At 68.5% G+C, this 17,275-nt stretch carries 14 protein-coding genes; 5 read left to right on the top strand and 9 right to left on the bottom strand.

What is annotated here, in order from left to right:
• The 5 genes from ACILR4_RS22360 to ACILR4_RS22340 all read left to right on the top strand — a co-directional run.
• Nucleotides 1-405, top strand: a 405-nt coding sequence (locus ACILR4_RS22360) for a formate dehydrogenase subunit gamma (RefSeq protein ID WP_395703094.1), incomplete at its 5' end; no start/stop codon positions are given.
• The gene (locus tag ACILR4_RS22355) at nt 402-1,967 is read left to right on the top strand and encodes a formate dehydrogenase beta subunit (RefSeq protein ID WP_395703093.1); all 1,566 of its coding nucleotides are present in this window, start codon (nt 402-404) and stop codon (nt 1,965-1,967) included. The genes ACILR4_RS22360 and ACILR4_RS22355, both read left to right, overlap by 4 nt.
• A 25-nt stretch (nt 1,968-1,992) precedes the next feature.
• Nucleotides 1,993-4,857, top strand: a complete 2,865-nt coding sequence (fdhF, locus tag ACILR4_RS22350) for a formate dehydrogenase subunit alpha (protein ID WP_395703092.1) — start codon at nt 1,993-1,995, stop codon at nt 4,855-4,857.
• 17 nt (nt 4,858-4,874) lie between these two features.
• Nucleotides 4,875-5,747 (top strand): formate dehydrogenase accessory sulfurtransferase FdhD, encoded by an 873-nt coding sequence (fdhD, locus tag ACILR4_RS22345; protein ID WP_395703096.1) that lies wholly within the window; start codon nt 4,875-4,877, stop codon nt 5,745-5,747.
• Entirely contained in the window at nt 5,737-5,961 is a 225-nt protein-coding gene (locus tag ACILR4_RS22340) for a formate dehydrogenase subunit delta (RefSeq protein ID WP_395703091.1), read from the top strand. Before fdhD ends, ACILR4_RS22340 begins: the two co-directional genes overlap by 11 nt.
• Before the next feature lie 13 nt (nt 5,962-5,974).
• On the opposite strand, the gene ACILR4_RS22335 is transcribed toward ACILR4_RS22340, so the two are convergent.
• The 9 genes from ACILR4_RS22335 to frc (ACILR4_RS22295) form a co-directional block, all read right to left on the bottom strand.
• Nucleotides 5,975-7,123: a branched-chain amino acid ABC transporter substrate-binding protein gene (locus ACILR4_RS22335; protein WP_395703090.1), complete on the bottom strand. Its 1,149-nt coding sequence runs from the start codon at nt 7,121-7,123 to the stop codon at nt 5,975-5,977.
• 85 nt (nt 7,124-7,208) lie between these two features.
• Nucleotides 7,209-8,219 carry a 2-dehydropantoate 2-reductase gene (locus tag ACILR4_RS22330; protein ID WP_395703089.1) on the bottom strand — a complete coding sequence of 337 codons (1,011 nt, stop codon included), beginning with the start codon at nt 8,217-8,219 and terminating at the stop codon, nt 7,209-7,211.
• A 36-nt stretch (nt 8,220-8,255) separates the two neighbouring features.
• Nucleotides 8,256-9,044: a fumarylacetoacetate hydrolase family protein gene (locus ACILR4_RS22325; protein WP_395703088.1), complete on the bottom strand. Its 789-nt coding sequence runs from the start codon at nt 9,042-9,044 to the stop codon at nt 8,256-8,258.
• A gap of 7 nt (nt 9,045-9,051) precedes the next feature.
• Nucleotides 9,052-9,375: a hypothetical protein gene (locus ACILR4_RS22320; RefSeq protein WP_395703087.1), complete on the bottom strand. Its 324-nt coding sequence runs from the start codon at nt 9,373-9,375 to the stop codon at nt 9,052-9,054.
• 124 nt (nt 9,376-9,499) lie between these two features.
• Nucleotides 9,500-12,307 (bottom strand): formate dehydrogenase subunit alpha, encoded by a 2,808-nt coding sequence (gene fdhF, locus ACILR4_RS22315; RefSeq protein ID WP_395703086.1) that lies wholly within the window; start codon nt 12,305-12,307, stop codon nt 9,500-9,502.
• Nucleotides 12,308-12,319: 12 nt separating this feature from the next.
• Entirely contained in the window at nt 12,320-14,023 is a 1,704-nt protein-coding gene (locus ACILR4_RS22310) for an NADH-ubiquinone oxidoreductase-F iron-sulfur binding region domain-containing protein (RefSeq protein ID WP_395703085.1), read from the bottom strand.
• Nucleotides 14,024-14,058: 35 nt separating this feature from the next.
• Nucleotides 14,059-15,306 carry a formyl-CoA transferase gene (gene frc / locus ACILR4_RS22305; protein WP_395703084.1) on the bottom strand — a complete coding sequence of 416 codons (1,248 nt, stop codon included), beginning with the start codon at nt 15,304-15,306 and terminating at the stop codon, nt 14,059-14,061.
• A gap of 135 nt (nt 15,307-15,441) precedes the next feature.
• A complete protein-coding gene (locus ACILR4_RS22300) occupies nt 15,442-15,891 on the bottom strand; it encodes a PAS domain-containing protein (protein ID WP_395703083.1) in 450 nt (149 codons plus the stop codon).
• A 72-nt stretch (nt 15,892-15,963) separates the two neighbouring features.
• Complete coding sequence (gene frc, locus ACILR4_RS22295) at nt 15,964-17,238, bottom strand: formyl-CoA transferase (protein ID WP_395703082.1); 1,275 nt, start codon at nt 17,236-17,238, stop codon at nt 15,964-15,966.
• Between the last annotated feature and the right edge of the window lie 37 nt (nt 17,239-17,275).

The raw sequence follows: 17,275 nt of genomic DNA, 5'->3' as shown, positions 1-17,275 counted from the left end.
CATGGCGTGCAGGACGCGCTGGGCTGCGTGCCGCCCAACGTGGTGCCCGAGATCGCCGGCGCGCTGAACCTCTCGCGCGCCGAGGTGCATGGCGTCATCACCTACTACCACCACTTCCGCCAGACCAAGCCGGCGCGCCACGTGCTGCAGGTGTGCCGCGCCGAGGCCTGCCAGGCGCTGGGCGCCGAGAGCCTGCTGGCCCATGCGCAGGCCGCGCTGGGCTGCGGGCTGCACGAGCACTCCGCCGACGGCGCGGTGACGCTGGAGCCGGCCTACTGCCTGGGCCTGTGCGCCTCGTCGCCGGCGATCCAGATCGATGATGAGCTGCATGCGCGGGTCACGCCGCAGCAGCTCGACGAACTGCTGGCGCCGTTGCGCGCGGCCAAGACCGGGAGTGCCGCATGAGCGCCGCGCCGATCACGGTCTATGTCCCGCGCGACGCCGCCGCGCTGGCCGCGGGCGCCGAGCGCGTGGCGCGGCGCATCGCCGAAGAAGCGGCCGCGCGCGGCGAGGCCGTCACGCTGGTGCGCAACGGCTCGCGCGGCTTGTTCTGGCTGGAGCCAATGGTCGAGGTGGCCACGCCGGCCGGGCGCGTGGCCTACGGTCCCGTCATGGCAGCCGATGTGAGCGGCCTGTTCGACGCCGGCTTCCTGCAAGGTCGCGCGCATGCGCTGCAGCAGGGCCTGACCGACGAGATTCCGTACCTGAAGAAGCAGCAGCGCCTGACCTTCGCGCGCATGGGGTTGACCGACCCGCTGTCACTCGCCGACTACCAGCAGCACGGCGGCTATGCCGGCCTGCGCCGCGCACTGGGCCTGGGCTCGGCTGCCATCGTGCAGGAGGTGCTCGACTCCGGCCTGCGCGGCCGCGGCGGCGCGGCCTTCCCGGCCGGCATCAAGTGGAAGACCGTGGCCGGCATCGCGGCGGCGCAGAAGTACATCGTCTGCAATGCCGACGAGGGCGACTCGGGCACCTTCTCCGACCGCATGACGATGGAGGGCGACCCGTTCATGCTGATCGAGGGCATGACGATCGCGGCCATCGCCTGCGGCGCGACCCAGGGCTACATCTACGTGCGCTCGGAGTATCCACATGCGATCGCCACGCTGAACGAAGCCATCCGCCGAGCGGAAGCCGCCGGCTTCCTGGGCGATGACATCCTCGGCTCGGGCCACGTGTTCCGCCTGCAGGTGCGCAAGGGCGCGGGCTCGTATGTCTGCGGCGAGGAAACGGCGCTGCTCGAAAGCATCGAGGGCCGCCGCGGCATCGTGCGCGCGAAGCCGCCGCTGCCGGCGATCGAAGGCCTGTTCGGTCGGCCGACCCTGATCAACAACGTGATCACGCTGGCCAGCGTGCCGGTCATCCTGGCCCAGGGTGCCGCGTACTACAAGGACTACGGCATGGGCCGCTCGCGCGGTACCCTGCCGATGCAGCTGGCCGGCAACATCCGCCACGGCGGGCTGGTCGAGCTGGCCTTCGGCGTCACGCTGCGCGAGCTGCTCTACGACTATGGCGGCGGCACCCGCACGGGTCGGCCGATCAAGGCAGTGCAGGTGGGCGGGCCGCTGGGCGCCTATGTACCCGAATCGCAGTTCGACTTGGCCGTGGACTACGAGAGCTTCGCCGCGGTGGGCGCCACGGTGGGCCATGGCGGCATCGTCGTGCACGACGACACGGCCGACCTGTCGCAGCTGGCGCGCTACGCCATGGAGTTTTGCGCGCTCGAATCCTGCGGCAAGTGCACGCCCTGCCGCATCGGCTCGACGCGCGGCGTCGAGGTGATCGACCGCATCCGCCAGAACATCAACCGGCCGCAGCAGGAAGTGCTGCTGCGCGACCTGTGCGACACGATGCTGCATGGCTCGCTGTGCGCGATGGGCGGCATGACGCCGTTCCCGGTGCTCTCGGCACTGAACCACTTCCCGCAGGACTTCGGGCTCGAAACGCCCGACCGCGCGGCGGCCTGAACCAGACGATCAGAGAGGACCCGCAATGCTCGACCACCACCCCGAGATCGACTACGGCACGCCGCGGCGCACATCGACCGAGGAAGTAACGCTCGAAATAGATGGCCAGCAGGTTTGTGTGCCCAAGGGCACCTCGCTGATGCGCGCGGCCATCGACGCCGGCGTGCAGGTGCCCAAGCTCTGCGCCACCGACAGCCTGGAAGCCTTCGGTTCGTGCCGGCTGTGCCTGGTGGAGATCGAAGGCCGCCGCGGCTATCCGGCCTCCTGCACCACGCCGGCCGAGGCCGGCATGAAGGTGCGCACGCAGAGCCCCAAGCTGCAGCAGCTGCGCAAGGGCGTGATGGAGCTGTACATCAGCGACCACCCGCTCGATTGCCTGACCTGCGGCGCCAACGGCGACTGCGAGCTGCAGGACATGGCCGGCGTGACCGGGCTGCGCAACGTGCGCTACGGCTTCGAAGGCGCGAACCACCTGCAGAGCCAGAAGGACGAATCCAACCCGTACTTCAGCTACGACCCGAGCAAGTGCATCGTCTGCAACCGCTGCGTGCGGGCCTGCGAGGAGACGCAGGGCACCTTCGCGCTGACGATCTCGGGCCGCGGCTTCGAGTCCCGCGTGTCGCCGGGGCAGGACCAGCCGTTCATGGAGAGCGAGTGCGTCAGCTGCGGCGCCTGCGTGCAGGCCTGCCCGACCGCGACCCTGCAGGAGAAGTCGGTCATCGAGTTGGGCCAGCCCGAGCACAGCGTCGTCACCACCTGCGCCTATTGCGGCGTGGGCTGCGGCTTCAAGGCCGAGATGAAGGGCACGCAAGTCGTGCGCATGGTGCCGTGGAAGGACGGCGCGGCGAATGAGGGCCACTCGTGCGTCAAGGGCCGCTTTGCCTGGGGCTATGCCACGCACCAGGACCGCATGTTGAAGCCGATGATCCGCAGCAGGATCACCGACCCCTGGCGCGAGGTGAGCTGGGACGAGGCCATCGGTTATGCGGCCAGCGAGTTCAAGCGCCTGCAGGCGAAGTACGGCCGCGAATCGATCGGCGGCATCACCTCCTCGCGCTGCACGAATGAGGAAACCTACCTGGCGCAGAAGCTGGTGCGCGCGGCCTTCGGCAACAACAACGTCGACACCTGCGCCCGCGTGTGCCACTCGCCCACCGGCTACGGCCTGAAGCAGACGCTGGGCGAATCGGCCGGCACGCAGACCTTCAAGTCGGTGGAGAAGGCCGACGTCATCGTCGTGATCGGCGCGAACCCGACCGATGGGCATCCGGTGTTCGCCTCGCGCATGAAGAAGCGGCTGCGGCAGGGGGCCAAGCTGATCGTCATCGACCCGCGTCGCATCGACCTGGTGAACTCGCCGCACATCAAGGCCGACTACCACCTGCCGCTGAAGCCCGGCACCAATGTCGCGGTGGTCACCGCGCTGGCGCATGTCATCGTCACCGAAGGGCTGGTGAAGGAAGACTTCGTGGCCGAGCGCTGCGAGACCAAGTCCTTCAACGAGTGGCGTGAATTCGTCTCGCGCCCCGAGAATTCGCCGGAGGCCTTCGAAGCCATCACCGGCGTGCCGGCCGACATGCTGCGTGGTGCCGCGCGGCTGTATGCCACCGGCGGCAACGGCGCCATCTTCTATGGGCTGGGCGTCACCGAGCACAGCCAGGGCTCGACCACCGTGATGGGCATCGCGAACCTGGCGATGGCCACCGGCAACGTCGGCCGCGAAGGCGTGGGCCTGAACCCGCTGCGCGGCCAGAACAACGTGCAGGGCTCCTGCGACATGGGCTCGTTCCCGCACGAGTTGCCGGGCTACCGCCATGTGTCCGACGCCACCACGCGTGCACTGTTCGAATCGGCCTGGGGCGTGGAACTGCAGCCCGAGCCGGGCCTGCGCATCCCGAACATGTTCGGTGCCGCGCTGTCAGGCAGCTTCAAGGGCCTGTACTGCGAGGGTGAGGACATCGTGCAGTCCGACCCCAACACGCAGCATGTGGCCGCCGCGATGATGGCGATGGAATGCGTGGTGGTGCAGGACCTGTTCCTGAACGAGACCGCGAAGTACGCGCACGTGTTCTTGCCGGGCTCCTCGTTCCTCGAGAAGGATGGCACCTTCACGAACGCCGAGCGCCGCATCTCGCGCGTGCGCAAGGTGATGCCGCCGCAGGCCGGCCTGGCCGACTGGGAGGTAACGGTGAAGCTGGCCAATGCGCTCGGCTATCCGATGCACTACGCCAACCCCGAGGCGATCATGAACGAGATCGCGTTGCTGACGCCGACCTTCCATGGCGTGAGCTACGAGAAGATCGAGCGCCTGGGCAGCATCCAGTGGCCCTGCAACGACGACGCGCCCGAGGGCACGCCGACGATGCACATCGACCGCTTCGTGCGCGGCAAGGGCAAGTTCATCATCACGCAGTACCAGCCCACCGACGAGAAGGTGACCCAGCGCTTCCCGCTGATCCTGACGACCGGCCGCATCCTGTCGCAGTACAACGTCGGCGCGCAGACCCGCCGCACGCCCAACAGCGAGTGGCACAGCGAGGACCGGCTGGAGATCCACCCGCACGATGCCGAGGACCGCGGCATCAAGACCGGCGACTGGGTCGGCATCACCAGCCGCGCCGGCGAGACCGTGCTGCGCGCGGTGGTGTCCGAGCGCATGCAGCCGGGCGTGGTCTACACCACCTTCCACTTCCCCGAGTCGGGCGCCAACGTCATCACCACCGACAACTCCGACTGGGCCACCAACTGCCCCGAGTACAAGGTGACCGCGGTGCAGGTGCTGCCGGTGATGCAGCCCTCGGCCTGGCAGCAGGAGTACAGCCGCTTCAACCGGGTGCAGCAGGAACTGCTGCAGGCGGCGCAGGGCAGCGAAGCGGTGGGTGCCAAATGAACGCGGTCGCCGAACTGATGAGCCGCGACGACGACAGCCCTGCGCTGCCCGATTTCTGCGAGGGCGCCACCGCGTTGCCGGTGCGCGGCGTGCGCGCGGGCCGCGCCTTCGCGGTGACCGACTGGGTGGCCGAGGAAGTGCCGGTGGCGCTGGAATTCAACGGCATCTCGCATGCGGTGATGCTGGCCACGCCGCTGGACCTGGAAGACTTCGCGCTCGGCTTCTCGTTGAGCGAAGGCATCCTCGACCATCCGCAGGAGCTGTATGCGGTGGACGAGGAGCCGGGGCCGCTGGGCATCACGCTGCGGCTGCGGGTGTCGAACGCGGCCTTCATGCGCCTGAAGGAGCGCCGCCGCTCGATGGCCGGGCGCACCGGCTGCGGGCTGTGCGGCACCGAGAGCCTGGCGAATGTCAGCCGCGACCTGCCGCGTCTTTCGAGCGCTAGCACACCCCTGCGGCGCGAGGCGATCGCGCATGCGATGTCGCAGTTCCGCGCGCTGCAGACCCTGCAGCAGGCCACCGGCGCAGTGCATGCCGCGGCCTGGTGCTCGGCCGATGGCGAGGTGCGCTGGCTGCGCGAGGACGTGGGCCGCCACAACGCGCTGGACAAGCTGATCGGCGCGCTGGCCGCCAACGGTGTCGATGCCGCGCCAGGCTTCATCGCGGTCACCAGCCGGGCCAGTTTCGAGATGGTGCAGAAGACCGCGATGGCCGGCGTGCCGCTGCTGGCCGCCGTCTCCGCGCCGACCTCGTTCGCGGTGACCACCGCCGAGCGCGTGAAGCTCACGCTGGTCGGCTTCGCGCGACAGCAAGACCTGGTCGTCTACTGCCACCCCGAACGGCTGGCCCTGGCCGCCGACAAGTCACCGGAGCCCCGCCGTGCACATTGAAGCCCTGGTCCGCATGGCCAACCAGATCGGCAGCTTCTTCGAAGCGATGCCCGACCGCCCCGAGGCGCTGGAAGGCGCCGCCCAGCACATCAAGCGCTTCTGGGAGCCGCGCATGCGCCGCGAGCTGCTGGCGCACATCGACCATGGGGGCGAAGGCGAGCTCAATGGCCTGATGGCCGAGGCGATCCGCACGCACCGGGCGCTGCTGGCCTAGGTGGCCGGCGCGCCTACCATTTGTCGGACCTCACCATCGTCTCCCACTCATCCCCGCGCCGCTGGTAGACGGTGACGGTGGCGTAGGCCTGTTCGCCTGCGGCGTCGAAGCGCATGTGGTTGGTCACTGGCGCGTTGGCGTCGATGGTGTGCAGTTTCTCGCGCAGTTTCTGCGGGTCGGCCGAGTCGGTGGCGCGCAGCGCGTCGGCCAGCACGAAGACGGCGTCATACGCATAGTGAGCGGCCCAGACCGGGTCGGCGTTGTAGGCGGCGCGGAAGCGGGTGTTGAAGGCGGCGCCGGCGGTGAATTCCTTCGAGGTGAGGGCGCTGGAGGTCAGGTACAGCTGCTTCACGTCCGGTGGTGCGGTCAGCACCTTGCGGGTCTTGGCCACGCTGGTGGCCAGCACCGGCAGGCCGGACAGGCCGGCGGCGCGCATCTGCTCGAACAGCGGCAGCAGCTGGTGTTCGCGCACGATGGCGATCAGCGCATCCGGCGGGCTGGCCTTGAGCTTGCCGACGAAGGCCGCGAAGTCGGTGCCCTTGTTGTCGACCGCTTCGCTCAGCGCCACCGCCCTGCCTTGCTTCTTCAGCGCGGCGGTGACGTCGCGATTCATCGGCGTGCCGAAGGCGGTGTTCTCGTACAGGATGGCGACGCGCCCGGCCTTCAGCGTGCCGGCGGCATAGGTGGCCAGTGCCTGGGCCTGCAGTGCGTCATGGGCCACCAGGCGGAAGGCATTGCCCTGGCCTTGTTGCGTCAGTTCCACCGCCGACGAGGTGAAGAGCTGCGGCACGCCGCCCTGGCGGTAGATCGGGATCGTGGCCTCGGTGATGTCCGAGCTGAGGTGGCCGATGACAGCGACGACCTTCTGGTCGACCAGTTGCTGCGCCACCTGCCTGGCGGTCTGCGCATCGGCCCTGTCGTCGACGGCCACCACTTCCAGCGTCACCGGCTTGCCGGCGATCTTGTAGCCGCTGGCGTTGAGCTCCTTCACCGCCAGCGTGACGCCATTGAGCAGGTCCTGCCCGCGGTCGGCCGAGGGGCCGGACAGCGGTTGGGCGACGCCGATCTTCAGCGTGGACGGGATGTTGGGTCCGCAGCCGGCCAGCAGGCTGGCGGCCAGGGTCAGTGCGGCCAGGGGCCGGGCGCGGCGGGTGTGCAGCAAGCGTGTCTCCTGGCGGCAGCGGCCGCTCGCCTGCCACCGCGTGGCACCGGCATCGGGGCCGGTGCTCTGGGTCTTGGGGCCCGGTTCAGGCGGCCGATTGCAGCCGCAGGTGGCCCTGGGTCTCTGCCATCTTGTGCGCCAGCAGCTTCACCAGCGCGTAGACCGCGTCGATGTGCGGCGTGGGCGTGTCGGTGAGCCGGGCCAGTTCGGCCACCGCGCCGACCAGGCCGTCGATCTCCGGCGCGCGGCCGGCTTCCACGTCCTGCAGCATCGAGGTCTTGTGGTGGCCCACCTTCTCGGCGCCGGCGATGCGCTTTTCCAGCGATACGCGGAACTCGATGCCGAGCTTGTTTGCGACCGTCTGGGCCTCGCGCATCATGGCCGCCGCCAGTTCGCGCGACAGCGGGTACTGGCAGATGTCCAGCAGCGTGGCGTGGGCGAGGGCGCTGATCGGGTTGAAGGTGAGGTTGCCCCACAGCTTGAGCCAGATCTCGGCGCGGATCTTGTCGAGCACCGGGGCCTTGAAGCCGGCGTTGGTGAACGCCTGGGCCACGCGCGCGACGCGGTCGCTGGCGCTGCCGTCGAGCTCGCCCAGCGGGAAGCGGTCGCCCTCGATGTGCTGCACCACGCCCGGGGCCACCAGCTCGGAAGCGGGATAGACCACGCAGCCGATGATGCGCTCCACCGGGATCAGCTGCGCCAGGTTGCCCTGCGGGTCGACGCTGCGCACCGCGCTGCCTTCGAGCGGGCCGCCATGCCTGTGGAAGTACCAGAACGGCACGCCGTTCTGCATCGTGACGATCACGGTCTCAGGGCCCAGCAGCTTGGGCAGGTCGGCTGCGACGGCCTCGACCTGGTGCGCCTTCATCGCCAGCACCACCACGTCCTGCGGGCCGGCGGCGGCATAGTCGTTGGTGGCCTTGACCTGGCGCGTCAGCTTCTCGGTGCCGTCGGCCTCGATCAGCTTGAAGCCGTTGGCGCGGATGGCCTCCAGGTTGGCGCCACGCACGATGAACGTCACCTCTTCCCCGGCCTGCGCCAGCCGGGCTCCTACCAGGCCGCCGATGGCGCCTGCTCCGATGATCGCGATCTTCATGATGTGCAGAGAACTCCAGTTGTCGAAACCCGCGGGCTAGCCGTAGCGATTGCTCAGCTTGCCGATGCCGCCGATCTCGACCTCGACCGTGCTGCCGGGCTTCATCGAGCCCACGCCGATCGAGGTGCCGCACAGGATCACGTCGCCGGGGTGCAGGGTCATGTCGAAGGAGATCAGGCTGACCAATTGTGAAACCGAGAAGCGCATGTCGCTGATCGGGTAATGCTGGCGTTGCTGGCCGTCGAGCCAGGTCGTGACCTGGAGTTTGGAGGCATCGAGCCCGCTTGTCACCACTGGCCCCATCGGGCAAAAGGTATCGAAGCCCTTGGCCCGCGTCCACTGCGCGAACGAGGCATCGCGGTGCAGGATGTCGGCCACCGTCACGTCGTTGGCGCAGGTGTAGCCGAACACGTGGTCGAGCGCTTCGCTTTCGGGCACGGCGCTGCAGGTCCTGCCGATGACGATGCCGAGCTCGCCCTCGAACACCACCTTGCCTTCGCACCTGGGCTGGCGGATCGGTGCGTTGGCCGGCAGGTAGCTGTTCGGGGCCTTCAGCAGGTACAGCGGCTCGGCCGGCACCGGCAGCTTGAGCTTGTCGCCCAGCGCGTGGAAGTTGTTCCACAGCGCGATCACCTTGGTGGGCTCGCTGGGCGTCAGCAGGGTCAGGCCGGCCAGCGGGAACCGCTCGCCCGTCGGCTCCTTCTCGCCGAACAGGTCGCCACGGTATTCGTGCACCACGTCGTCGTCATGGAGCACGCCGAAGCTCGGACGGCCGTTGCGGTCGAAGCGGATCCAGCGGGTGGGCAGTCCAGTGTCTTTGAGCATCTCGATCTCAGGTTCCGATCTCGCGGTCCAGCGCGCGAGCCCAGTCGAAGCCGCGGCCGTTGCCGCTGCAGCGGTAGGCGGCCTTCTTCTGCTGGATCGCGTCCGCCAGGAAGGCTGCATCGTAGGCCTTCAGCAGGTGGGGCTGGGTCGTTTCCAGGTAGTGCGCAATGCATTCGGCCGGGCAGCTGCTGCGGCCCACCAGGGCATCGTAGGTCTCGCGGTCCCAGTGCCAGCGCAGGCCGAGTTCGTAGAACGCGGCGTTGTACGAGTTGCGCTCCAGTTCATGGTGGCCGGGCGCATGGGCGGACAGCGGGGGTGGGTTCTTGCTCATGACACTCTCTCCTTGCGTTAGGCCCGGTAGGGCATGGAGAGAATGTAGAAGCGTCGATCAATAATTGATAGTCAAATGAAATTATCGAGTGCATTCACGATGAGTTATGGGTTGTCGACCCACTTCAGGCGTTCGCCAGCGCCGGTTTTTCGATCAGGCCGCTGAGCACCTGACCGCCGCCATAGCTGCCCTGCACCGGTGCGGCGCCCCCCACGGTGAGGCGCACCGCGCAGTACTTGAATTCCGGGATCTTCGCGAACGGGTCGAGCGCGGCATTGGTGAGTCGGTTGATCGCGGCCTCGTAGTAGCAGAAGGGCACGAACACCGCGCCGCGCGGCGAGCTGTCGTCGGCGCGGGCATACAGCGTCACTTCGCCGCGGCGCGATTGCAGCGTCACCACGTCGCCGGGTCGTGCGCCCAGCGCCTGCAGGTCCAGCGGATGCACCAGCGCCACCGGATCGGGCTCCACCGCGTCGAGCACGGTGGCGCGGCGCGTCATGCTGCCGGTGTGCCAGTGCTCGAGCTGGCGGCCGGTGATCAGCACCATCGGGTACTCGGCATCGGGCCGTTCGGCGGCCGGGATGATGTCGGCCGGCACGAAGCGCGCGCGACCGCCTTCGCGCGGGAAGTCCTCGGTGAACACCACCGGCTGGCCGGGGTCCCCTTCCTTCATGCAGGGGTAGGTCACGGCATGCTCGCGATCGAGCCGGTCCCAGGTGATGCCGCCGATGCTGGGCATGGTGTGGCGCATCTCGTCGAACACCTCGGAGACATGGCCGTAATGCCAGTCCAGGCCCATGCGCTGCGCGATCTGCTGGATGATCCACAGGTCCTGGCGCGCATCGCCCGGCGGGGCTATCGCCTGGCGGCCCATCTGCACCAGCCGGTCGGTGTTGGTGAAGCTGCCGGTCTTCTCCGGGAAGGCGCTGGCAGGCAGCACCACGTCGGCCAGGTAGGCGGTCTCGGTCAGGAAGATGTCCTGCACCACCAGGTGGTCCAGCGCGGCCAGCGATTCGCGGGCGTGGTTCGCATCCGGGTCGGACATCGCCGGGTTCTCGCCCATCACGTACATGCCGCGCACGCTGCCGGCCTTGATGGCGTGCATCACCTCGACGACGGTGAGGCCCACCTGGTCGTCCAGCGTGCCGGGCGGCAGCTGCCAGGCCTGCTCGAAGCGCTGGCGCACCTCGGGCCGCGAGACATGCTGGTAGTCCGGCAGCATCATCGGGATCAGGCCGGCGTCCGACGCGCCCTGCACGTTGTTCTGGCCGCGCAGCGGATGCAGGCCGGTGCCGGGCCGGCCGATCTGGCCGGTCATCAGCGACAGCGCGATCAGGCAGCGCGCGTTGTCGGTGCCGTGCACGTGCTGCGACACGCCCATGCCCCACAGGATCATCGAGCCCTTGCTGGTGGCGTACAGCCGCGCCACATAACGCAAGGTGTCAGCGTCAATGCCGCAGATCGGCGCCATCGCCTCGGGGCTGTAGCCTTCGACGTTCTTGCGCAGGTCCTCGTAGCCGATGGTGCGGCTGGCGATGAAGTCTTCGTTCACCAGGCCTTCGGTGACGATGACATGCATCATCGCGTTGAGCATCGCCACGTCGGTGTCGGGCTTGAACTGCAGGAAGCGGTGCGCGGTGCGGGCCAGGTCGGAGCGCCGCGGGTCGCAGACGATCAGCTTGGTGCCGTTGCGCGCGGCATTCTTGATCCAGGTGGCGGCCACCGGGTGGTTCACGGTCGGGTTGGCGCCGATGATGATGACCACCTCGGCCTTCATCACGTCCATCACCGGATTGGACACCGCGCCCGAGCCGATGCCTTCGAGCAGCGCCACCACCGACGAGGCATGGCACAGCCGCGTGCAGTGGTCGACGTTGTTGCTGCCGAAGCCGGTGCGCACCAGCTTCTGGAACAGGTAGGCCTCCTCGTTGCTGCCCTTGGCCGAGCCGAAGCCGGCCAGCGCCTTGCGGCCCTGCGTGTCGCGGATGTCCTTGAGCCGGCCGCCGGCCAGCGCCAGCGCCTCGTCCCAGCTGGCTTCGCGGAAGACTTCCATCACGCGCGTCGGGTCCATCGGCGCGTGGGGGTCCTTGGGCACGCCGGCGCGGCGGATCAGCGGCTTCGTTAGCCGGTGCGGATGGTGCGCGTAGTCGAAGCCGTAGCGGCCCTTCACGCACAGCCGCTCGCGGTTGGCCGGGCCGTCGCGGCCCTCGACGAACAGGATCTTGTTGTCCTTGACGTTGTAGGTGAGCTGGCAGCCGACGCCGCAATACGGGCACACCGACTCGACCTGCTTGTCCGGCACCTGCAGCGCCACCTCGCGCGCGGGCATCAGCGCGCCGGTGGGGCAGGCCTGCACGCATTCGCCGCAGGCCACGCAGGTGGAGCCGCCCATCGCGTCGTCCATGTCGAACACGATCTTGGCGTGGTCGCCGCGGAAGGCCAGGCCGATCACGTCGTTCATCTGCTCGTCGCGGCAGGCGCGCAGGCAGCGGGTGCACTGGATGCAGGCATCCAGGTTCACCGCGATGGCCGGGTGCGAGGCGTCGGCCGCCACCTTCGCGCGCGCCGCGAAGCGCGGCTTGCCCAGGCCCAGCTTCTTCGCCCACTCGTCCACTTCGTTGTGGCGGGTGTAGGCGGCCTCGGGCATGTCGGACTGCAGCAGCTCGAGCACCAGCTTCTGGGATTTCTTCACCCGCTCGCTGTCGGTCGTCACCTTCATGCCGGCGCTGGGCGCGCGGCAGCACGAAGGGGCCAGCACGCGCTCGCCGGCGATCTCCACCATGCACGAACGGCAGTTGCCCACCGCCTCCATGCCGGGCTTGTAGCAAAGCCGCGGCACTTGCACGCCTTCGCGGTCGCAGACCTCGATCAAGGTTTCGCCGGCGCGCGCCTGCACCTCGCGGCCGTCGAGGGTGAAGGTGATCGTGTTCATTTCAGCCCTTCTTCAGCTCTTCTTCAACTCGTGCGGGAAGTACTTCACCACGCAGTCGATCGGGTTCGGGGCGGCCTGGCCCAGGCCGCAGATCGATGCGTCGCGCATCACCTGCGACAGGTCGGCCAGCAGGTCCAGGTCCCACACGGGTTGCTCGATCAGCTCGGAGGCCTTGGCCGTGCCATTGCGGCAGGGCGTGCACTGGCCGCAGCTTTCGTGCGCGAAGAAGCGCATCATGTTGCGCGCCGCGGCGGTGGCGCTGTCCTGGTCGGACAGCACGATCACCGCGGCCGAGCCGATGAAGCAGCCATGCGGCTGCAGCGTGTCGAAGTCCAGCGGCACGTCGCCCAGGCTGGCGGGCAGGATGCCGCCCGAGGCGCCGCCCGGCAGGTAGCCGTAGAACTGGTGGCCTTCGAGCATGCCGCCGCAGTATTCGTCGATCAGCTCGCGGATCGTGATGCCGGCCGGCGCCAGCTTGACCCCGGGCGACTTGACCCGGCCCGACACCGAGAACGAGCGCAGGCCCTTGCGGCCGTGGCGGCCGTGGCTGGCGAACCAGGCGCCGCCTTTCTCGACGATCTCGCGCACCCAGTACAGCGTCTCGAAGTTGTGCTCCAGCGTCGGCCGGCCGAACAGGCCGACCTGCGCCACGTAAGGCGGGCGCAGGCGCGGCATGCCGCGCTTGCCTTCGATCGATTCGATCATCGCGGACTCTTCGCCGCAGATGTAGGCGCCGGCGCCGCGGCGCAGCTGGATCTCCGGCATGCCGGGGTAGGGCGGCTTGCCGCGCAGGCAGGCCAGTTCCTGCTCCAGCAGCGCACGGCAGCCGTGGTACTCGTCGCGCAGGTAGATGTAGATCTTCGAGATGCCCACCGCCCAGGCGGCGATCAGCATGCCTTCGAGGAAGCGGTGCGGATCGCGCTCGAGGTAGTGGCGGTCCTTGAAGGTGCCGGGCTCGCCCTCGTCGATGTTCACCGCCATCAGGCGCGGGGCCGGCTCGTTGTGCACGATGCGCCACTTGCGGCCCACCGGGAAGCCCGCGCCGCCCAGCCCGCGCAGGCTGGACGATTCCATCGCCTGGATCACCGACTCGATCTCGAGGTCGCCGGCGATGCACTGCTTCAGCAGCCGGTAGCCGCCGCCGGCCACGTAGTCGGCGAAGCCGATGTAGCCCGCGGGCCGGTGCTTGAAGTCGCCAGCCCGCACGGTGGCTTCCACCGCACCGCAGCTGGCGTTCGCCAGCGGATGCTGGCCGACGCAGACGGCCGGTGCCTGTTCGCAGCGGCCGATGCAGGGCGCCGCGATGACGCGTACTTCGCGGCCCAGGATCTCCGGCAGCCGCGCCAGCAGCTCGCGCGCGCCGGCCATCTCGCAGGAGAGGCCGTCGCACACCCGCACCGTCAGTGCAGGCGGCGCGGATTCGCCTTCCTTCACGATGTCGAAGTGGTGGTAGAAGCTCGCGACCTCGAACACCTCGGTCTGCGCCAGCCCCATCTCGCGCGCCAGCGCGGCCAGGTGGCGCGCGCTCAGGTGGCCGTAGTGGTCCTGCAGCTTGTGCAGGTGCTCGATGAGCTGGTCGCGCGCCAGCACGCCCGGGCCGACCAGTGCGCGCAGCTCGTGCACCGCGGCCGGATCGACGACGCGGCCCTTGGGCGCCTCGCGCTTGCGCTGCCGGCTGGCAGGCTCGGCAAGGATCGGAATGGTTCGCGCGTTCATCGGACTCCTTTGGCGCTGTCTGGTCGTCGCGGCGGCTAGACCGCACCCTCGGCGCGCAGCGCCGCGATGTCGGCCGCACCGAAGCCGAGCTGGGCCAGCACCTCGTCGGTGTGCTCGCCCAGCAGCGGCGAGCGGGTCACCTCGGTCGGGCTGTCGGACATCTTGATCGGGTTGCCCACCGTCAGGTACTTGCCGCGGGTGGGATGGTCCACTTCCACCACGGTGCCGGTTTCGCGCAGCGCGGGTTCGTAGGCGATCTCCTTCATCGACAGGATCGGGCCGCAGGGAATGTCGTACTTGTTCAGGATGTCCATCGCCTCGAACTTGGTCTTGGTCATCGTCCACTGCTCGATGCGACGGAAGATCGGCTTCAGGTGCAGCAGCCGGGCCTGCGGCGTGGCATAGGCCTCGTCGGTGATCCACTCCTCCTCGCCGATGACGCGGCAGATGGCCGGCCAGGCCGCGGCCTGGGTGATGAAGTAGATGTAGGCATTGGGGTCGGTCTCCCAGCCCTTGCACTTGAGGATCGAGCCGGGCTGGCCGCCGCCCGAGGCATTGCCGGCGCGCGGCACCGCGTCGCCGAACTTGCCGTCGGGGTACTGCGGGTACTCGTGCAGCGTGTGGGTGCGCTCCAGGCGCTGCTGGTCGCGCAGCTTCACGCGGCACAGGTTCAGCACCGCGTCCTGCATCGGCGCCAGCACCTTCTGGCCGCGGCCGGTCGTGTTGCGCTGGTACAGCGCGGCCACGATGCCCAGCGCCAGGTGCAGGCCGGTGCCCGAATCGCCGATCTGCGCGCCGGTCACCATCGGCAACCCGTCGTCCATGCCGGTGGTGGAGGCCGAACCGCCGGCGCACTGCGCCACGTTCTCGTAGACCTTGCAGTCCTCGTAGGGGCCGGGGCCGAAGCCCTTGACCGAGGCCACGATCATGCGCGGGTTGAGCTTCTGGATGTGGTCCCAGGTGATGCCCATGCGGTCCAGCGCGCCGGGCGCGAAGTTCTCGACCAGCACGTCGCAGGTCTTGATCAGCTCGTCCAGGACGGCCAGGCCCTTCTTGTTCTTGGTGTTGATCGTGATCGAGCGCTTGTTGTGGTTGAGCATCGTGAAGTACAGGCTGTCGACACCGGGGATGTCGCGCAGCTGGCCACGGGTGGCGTCGCCTTCGCCGGGGCGTTCGACCTTGATCACGTCGGCGCCGAACCAGGCCAGCAGCTGGGTGCAGGTGGGGCCGGATTGGACGTGGGTGAAGTCGAGGACGCGGACGCCGTCGAGTGCCTTGCTCATCACAGTTCTCCTAAGTCAGCGGAAAGTTCAGGGTGAAAAGAAATCCGGGCCCGCGACGGCTCGGGCCCTGGTGGCAGCCCGGCGGCGCGGTGCGGTGCTGGCACATGCTGCACCGCAACGGCCGACAGAATACCGTCACCCTGCCGCGGGGGATGCGGCGGCCAGCTGGGCTTCGAGTTCGGCCACGCGCTTGCGCAGGGCGCGCTCTTCGTTGAAGCGGGCGGTGTCGTCGCGGATCACCGAGATGATCTGGGTGACCTTGTGGTCGGCGTCGAACAGCATCGCCACGGTGAAGGCGATGGAGAGGGACGCGCCGGCCTTGTTGATCGCCGGCACGCGCAGCACGTCATGGCCATAACGGGTGATGCCGGTGGCCATGGTCTTGTCGTAGCCGTCCCAGTGCCGCTTGCGCAGGCGCTCGGGAATGATGATGTCCAGCGACTGCCCGAGCGCCTCGGCCTGGGCATAGCCGAAGATGCGTTCGGCCGCCGCATTCCACAACGTGATGGCGCCTTGCGCATCGCAAACCACGACGGCGTCGCCCACCGACGCCACGAGGGCCTTCAAGTCAATGTCCGGGGGCATGGTGTCTCCTTCTGCACGTTGCGCGAGGCCGCCCGTGTGCAGCCCGCGCCCCGGGCCTTCTTCCGGTGCCGATCAGACGGCCTTGACCTCATGCATCGCGGCGATCTGCTGCGGCGTGTAGCCCAGCTCGGCCAGCACCTCGTCGGTGTGCTCGCCCAGCAGCGGCGAGGCGGTGATCGTGGGCTTCATGTCCGAGAACTTGATCGGGCTGCCGACGGTGAAGTAGCTGCCGCGCACCTTGTGCGGCACTTCGACGATCGAGCCGCTCTTGCGCAGCGATTCGTCGCGCAGCAGTTCGTACATCGACAGCACCGGCGCGCAGGGGATGTCGTACTTGCGGAAGATGTCCACCGCCTCGTACTTGGTCTTGTCCTTGATGAAGTCCTCGATGGTGGCGAAGATTTCCTCGATGTGCGGCTGGCGCGCCTTGGCCGTGGTGTAGGCCGGGTCGGTCTTCCATTCCGGCTTGCCCAGCGCGTCGCAGATCGGCTCCCAGGCGTGGCCCTGCACCGTGAAGTAGATGTAGGCGTTGGGGTCGGTCTCCCAGCCCTTGCACTTCAGGATCCAGCCCGGCTGGCCGCCACCGCCGGCATTGCCGCCGCGCGGCGTGACCTTGCTGGCGAAGGCTTCCATCTCGTGCGGGTACTGCGGGTACTCCTCGAGGTAGCCGACCTTCTCCAGGCGCTGCTGGTCGCGCATCTTCACGCGGCACAGGTTCAGCACCGCGTCCTGCATCGACACCGCCACCTTCTGGCCCTTGCCGGTCTTTTGCCGGCCGATGTAGGCCGTGAGGATGCCGATGGCCAGGTGCATGCCGGTGTTGGAGTCGCCCAGCGCGGCAGCCGAGATGGTGGGGGCCGAGTTCTCGCCCTTCCACCAGCCGGTGGTCGAGGCGGCGCCGCCGGCGCACTGCGCGACGTTCTCGTAGACCTTCAGGTCCTCGTAGTGGTGGCCTTCGGAAAAGCCCTTCACCGAGGCCAGGATCATGCCGGGGTTCAGCTTCTGGATGTACTCCCAGGTGAAGCCCATACGGTCCAGCGCGCCCGGGCCGAAGTTCTCGACCATCACGTCGCTTTCGCGGATCAGCTTCTCGAGCACCGCCTTGCCTTCGGCCTTCTTGGTGTCCAGCGTCAGCGAGCGCTTGTTGCTGTTGAGCATGGTGAAGTACAGCGCGTCGGCGTTCGGGTCGTCGCGCAGCTGGCTGCGGGTGACGTCGCCGGCGCCGGGGCGCTCGACCTTGATGACGTCCGCGCCGAACCAGGCCAGCATCTGAGTGCAGGCCGGGCCGGCTTGCACGTGCGTGAAGTCGATGATCTTGATGCCCTTCAGGGGAAGGTTGTCGGACATGAGTGGCTCCTTGCTTGGTCTTGTGGACGGGACGGGG

The sequence above is a fragment of the Aquabacterium sp. genome (genome assembly GCF_044226965.1).
Classification (GTDB): domain Bacteria; phylum Pseudomonadota; class Gammaproteobacteria; order Burkholderiales; family Burkholderiaceae_C; genus Pseudaquabacterium.
The sequence above is the reverse complement of the archived record's forward strand: the minus strand, read 5'-3'. Positions and strand labels throughout refer to the sequence as shown.

Coding starts and splice junctions, on each gene's coding strand:
- fdhD (WP_395703096.1), top strand. CDS start 4,875: ATGAGCCGCGACGACGACAGCCCTGCGCTGCCCGATTTCTGCGAGGGC.
- ACILR4_RS22310 (WP_395703085.1), bottom strand. CDS start 14,023: ATGAACGCGCGAACCATTCCGATCCTTGCCGAGCCTGCCAGCCGGCAG.
- ACILR4_RS22300 (WP_395703083.1), bottom strand. CDS start 15,891: ATGCCCCCGGACATTGACTTGAAGGCCCTCGTGGCGTCGGTGGGCGAC.
- fdhF (WP_395703086.1), bottom strand. CDS start 12,307: ATGAACACGATCACCTTCACCCTCGACGGCCGCGAGGTGCAGGCGCGC.
- ACILR4_RS22320 (WP_395703087.1), bottom strand. CDS start 9,375: ATGAGCAAGAACCCACCCCCGCTGTCCGCCCATGCGCCCGGCCACCAT.
- frc (WP_395703084.1), bottom strand. CDS start 15,306: ATGAGCAAGGCACTCGACGGCGTCCGCGTCCTCGACTTCACCCACGTC.
- ACILR4_RS22325 (WP_395703088.1), bottom strand. CDS start 9,044: ATGCTCAAAGACACTGGACTGCCCACCCGCTGGATCCGCTTCGACCGC.
- fdhF (WP_395703092.1), top strand. CDS start 1,993: ATGCTCGACCACCACCCCGAGATCGACTACGGCACGCCGCGGCGCACA.
- ACILR4_RS22330 (WP_395703089.1), bottom strand. CDS start 8,219: ATGAAGATCGCGATCATCGGAGCAGGCGCCATCGGCGGCCTGGTAGGA.
- frc (WP_395703082.1), bottom strand. CDS start 17,238: ATGTCCGACAACCTTCCCCTGAAGGGCATCAAGATCATCGACTTCACG.
- ACILR4_RS22355 (WP_395703093.1), top strand. CDS start 402: ATGAGCGCCGCGCCGATCACGGTCTATGTCCCGCGCGACGCCGCCGCG.